The organism is uncultured Clostridium sp. (assembly GCF_947036855.1).
Taxonomy (GTDB): Bacteria; Bacillota; Clostridia; order Clostridiales; family Clostridiaceae; genus Sarcina.
Window position 1 is genome coordinate 1 of the sequence record NZ_CAMQRY010000184.1, and the last position, 3796, is coordinate 3796.

Consider the following 3796-nt stretch of genomic DNA (forward strand, 5'->3'; position numbering starts at 1 on the left):
TTTTCTTAAAACTTATTCTTTCAAAATTACTTGACTATTATTAGCTGGTCTATTTCACTTTTTTTATTTTACCCATTTATATTTAAAATTTAATTAATTTCTTTCTGCTAACATTTCAACCATTTCTTCTATTAAATCAAATGCTAATAATGATGTCATTAAGTGATCCTGTGCATGTACCATTAAAAGATTTAACTCAACTCCATTTCCTTGTGCTTCTTTCATTATTAAAGCGCTTTGAGCATTATGTCCTTTATCACCTTTTTCTTTTGACTCTTTAAGCTTTGCTCTTGCCTCATCAAACTGACCCTTTCTAGCAAGTCTTAATGCTGCAAATGAAGCTCCTCTTGAATCTCCTGATGCACAAATTATTTCCATTGCACTCTTTTCTAATTCTGTCATAATCTATATCCCCCTATTTTTTTATTATCTATTTTAATTTATTGCTTTCAATTTTTCAGGTGGTTTTTCTTGTTTGCCCCTTCCTGATGATTTAATTATATAACCTAGCTAAAAGGAAATACAGTTTCAAAAATTCCACTTGAAACGGAAATCTATAGATGGTTTTTCCATTTCCATTTCAAATGGAAATATCCACACTAATAAAACTAAAAAAAGAATCACCAAGTAGATAATCTAAATCTGCCTGATAATTCTTTTTAATCTCTATATTAACTTTATAAATAAAATTCTCTAATTAAATTTAAAAACTGCTTTCTATTTTCAGTATTTAAAATTTCTTTTCTAAGTCTATCTTTCTCCATAATTTTAAGCATTATTTTACTTATCTTTTTATGCAAATCAAGACTTCCCTTAACCATTGAAATAAGAAATACTATCTGTACTTTCTTCTCCCCCCAATTAATTGGCTCTTTAAAAATAAATACATTAATACTATCTCTATTAGCATTCATTTCAATTGCATGTGGACCTGCTATTCCATTTACATAGGCTGTACTAAGCTTTTCTTCTCTTTCAATAACCAATCTTTCAAAATCTGAATTTACAAAACCTTTTTCAGTAAGCACCTTACACTCATCACTTAAAAACTTCTTATAATCAGCCTTAGTTCCACCTTGTAAAATTTTAAATTCTATCATATCTTCAAACTCTTTTGAACAAGTAAATTCCTTTTTATAATTAAGCTCTAAATGTTTTTTAATACTATCAAGTTCATTATCATCAAGAAAGTTTTTCACAAAAATAGTTGGTATATTATACTCTTTATTACAATCAGTTGCCTTTAAAACTAAGTCATACTTCTCAGGTGTTATCTCATCTGTATGAATATTTGAAAAACTCTTTATAATAGAATTATTAAATATCCTCTCAAGTTTAAGCTTAATAAGATAAGATACTCCCCCACCTGTTGCACAAATTACTGCAATTCTTTTTATATCAGAAAGTTTATTCTCTTTAATCTTTTCAAAATGAGTTGCAAAATGTAATGCTATAAAACCAATTTCATCTTTTAATATAACCATTTTATACTTTTCACAAAGCTTATCTACAAATGATATTGCAATAGAAACAACTATCGGATACCTTGTATTAACCTCTTCTAGAAGAGGATTCGTAAGCTGAATATTATTTCTAACTCTATTAATTAAAGAATATACATGCATCACTAGATTTCCTTTAAGCTCCACATTACTTGTAAATTCAGTTAAATAATAATCATCAAGTTCTGCTAATATTAAATCAACTTCACCTTCAAGTTTCACTTTAAAATGCTCATCAAGTGAAGAATACTCTGATTTTAAAACTATATGAGTAGTTAAATAATCTATCTCAATAGTTGGAACTTCTATATCTAAACTTCTAGCAATCTCATTACATACCCTAATAGATATCTTCTCATAAACATCACTTTTAACATCTTTTAATAATTCTGAATTTCCAACTGTTAAAAAGTTCTCTCTTCTAAATCTTAAAATTAATGTTTTGATATGATATAAAATATTTTCAATAGCAAGATTACTAATTTTTATATCAAACTCAATAATAGACTTTATAAAAATCTCTTCGACTTTTCTATATAAATTTTCATCCTCTACATTAGCTTCACTTTCAAAAAAATTATCTATATTAACTATATATTTAGCCATAGCTTTTCTAATAAGAAGTTCTTCACCTTTTATTTTAAGCCCAAATCCACTTCTCTTTTCTACTACTAAATCAAATTCTTTAACCTTTATTTCAACATCATCAAGGTCTTTTATTATAGTACTTCTGCTATATCCCAAATCTTCAGCAATTGAATCTATAGTCCTGTATTCTCTACTTGTAATAAGAATCATAACTATTCTATCAACTCTAAGGTTTTTATCTACACTATCATCAAATCCCTCTAGGCTATTTAAATATTTATTAAAGTTATCTTCATTATAAATTTCTAAATAATATCCCTTACCTCTTGTGTTCAAAATTGAAAACCCTTTTTTCACACCAATACTATTTATAAGTTTAATCTCATTTCTTACCGTTCTATCTGTTACTTTTAAGTATTTAACAAAGTCAGTCATTGTAATATGGCTTCCTTCTTTTAACTTCTCTAAAATTAATTTTTCCCTCATAAAAATCACCTTCTAAAAAAATATATTACTGCAATTAGCTAAACTTCTAAATTATTCAAAACTATTAACAAATTTCCATATAATTCTACCTTATCATAGTTTTCTACAAAAAACTCTTTTTATCGACTAATTTCAAACATTGTTTAAAAAATTTATTTTTATAAACTTGATTATATAACTCGGTATATAAAAAAGCATTTTAGAATTTTTCTATAATTCTAAAATGCTTTCTTAAACACAATTATTCAATTAAAGTTACACAATCATTCTCAAAAGTTTTTTTAATATCTATAATTCTTTGATTAAATGAACCTTTATATTTTAAATTATCTGCTTTTAAATCTTCTTCAAATTTACCATCTACAAGTACATCTATATACTTTAAAAATTCTAGCTTAACTTCATCTCTTAAAATATCCTCAAGTCTATACCCTGTATAACACCAAGTATTTAGTCCCATAGACTTAAACTCTTTTGCCATAATCATAAATATTTCTGCCTGCTCCATAGGATCACCACCTGAAAATGTTATACCATCAAGTAATGGATTTTCTCTAACATCTTCTATCAAGGAATTCATATCCTTAAGTTCTCCACCATTAAAATCATGTGTTTCTGGATTAAAGCACCCTGCACAATTATGTCTGCATCCCTGTGCAAAAAATACTCTCCTAATTCCTGGTCCATTAACTAAACTTTCATATGCTATACCTGATAATCTTATATTCTTAGACATAAACTCACCCTTTAAATATATTTTTACTTATTTACAAGTTCCATAACCTTATGATTCATATCATTACAAACCTGCTTTAATTGTTTTTCAAGCTTCTTACACTTTATAACATCTGGACTTTCTGTTGCCTTATAATCCTCTAAATCTTTTGATAATTTATATATCTTTTTAGATAACTTATCTATATCATCACTTATATTTGAAAACTTTATCTTTCCACCCTTATCATCTTCTTTTGCATAATTTTCTTCAAATGTATAGTTATCCTCAAGTTCTTTTCTTGTAAGATTAACATAACCCATACTACAACTTCTTGATAAAACTACATTATCCCCTCTTACATACATCACTATATACTCTTGTTTAGTTTTATTATTAATTACTTTTATATTACTCATCTTATCCTCTTAGATTTTAATTAAATTTTTATATCACTTATTCTATTTTACACATTTTATCAAATTACTACCACCGTCAATTATAA

The 3796-nt window shown here is 26.4% G+C and carries 4 protein-coding genes; all 4 read right to left on the reverse strand.

What is annotated here, in order from left to right; translation table 11 throughout:
* Positions 1-93: 93 nt before the first annotated feature.
* The gene (locus Q0V15_RS12410; protein WP_297439457.1) at positions 94-402 is read right to left on the reverse strand and encodes a PTS lactose/cellobiose transporter subunit IIA; all 309 of its coding nucleotides are present in this window, start codon (positions 400-402) and stop codon (positions 94-96) included.
* Positions 403-677: 275 nt separating this feature from the next.
* Entirely contained in the window at positions 678-2576 is a 1899-nt protein-coding gene (locus tag Q0V15_RS12415; protein ID WP_297439458.1) for a BglG family transcription antiterminator, read from the reverse strand.
* Positions 2577-2817: 241 nt separating this feature from the next.
* Positions 2818-3312: an anaerobic ribonucleoside-triphosphate reductase activating protein gene (nrdG, locus tag Q0V15_RS12420; RefSeq protein ID WP_297439459.1), complete on the reverse strand. Its 495-nt coding sequence runs from the start codon at positions 3310-3312 to the stop codon at positions 2818-2820.
* A gap of 23 nt (positions 3313-3335) precedes the next feature.
* Entirely contained in the window at positions 3336-3710 is a 375-nt protein-coding gene (locus tag Q0V15_RS12425) for a hypothetical protein (RefSeq protein WP_297439460.1), read from the reverse strand.
* Positions 3711-3796: the final 86 nt, after the last annotated feature.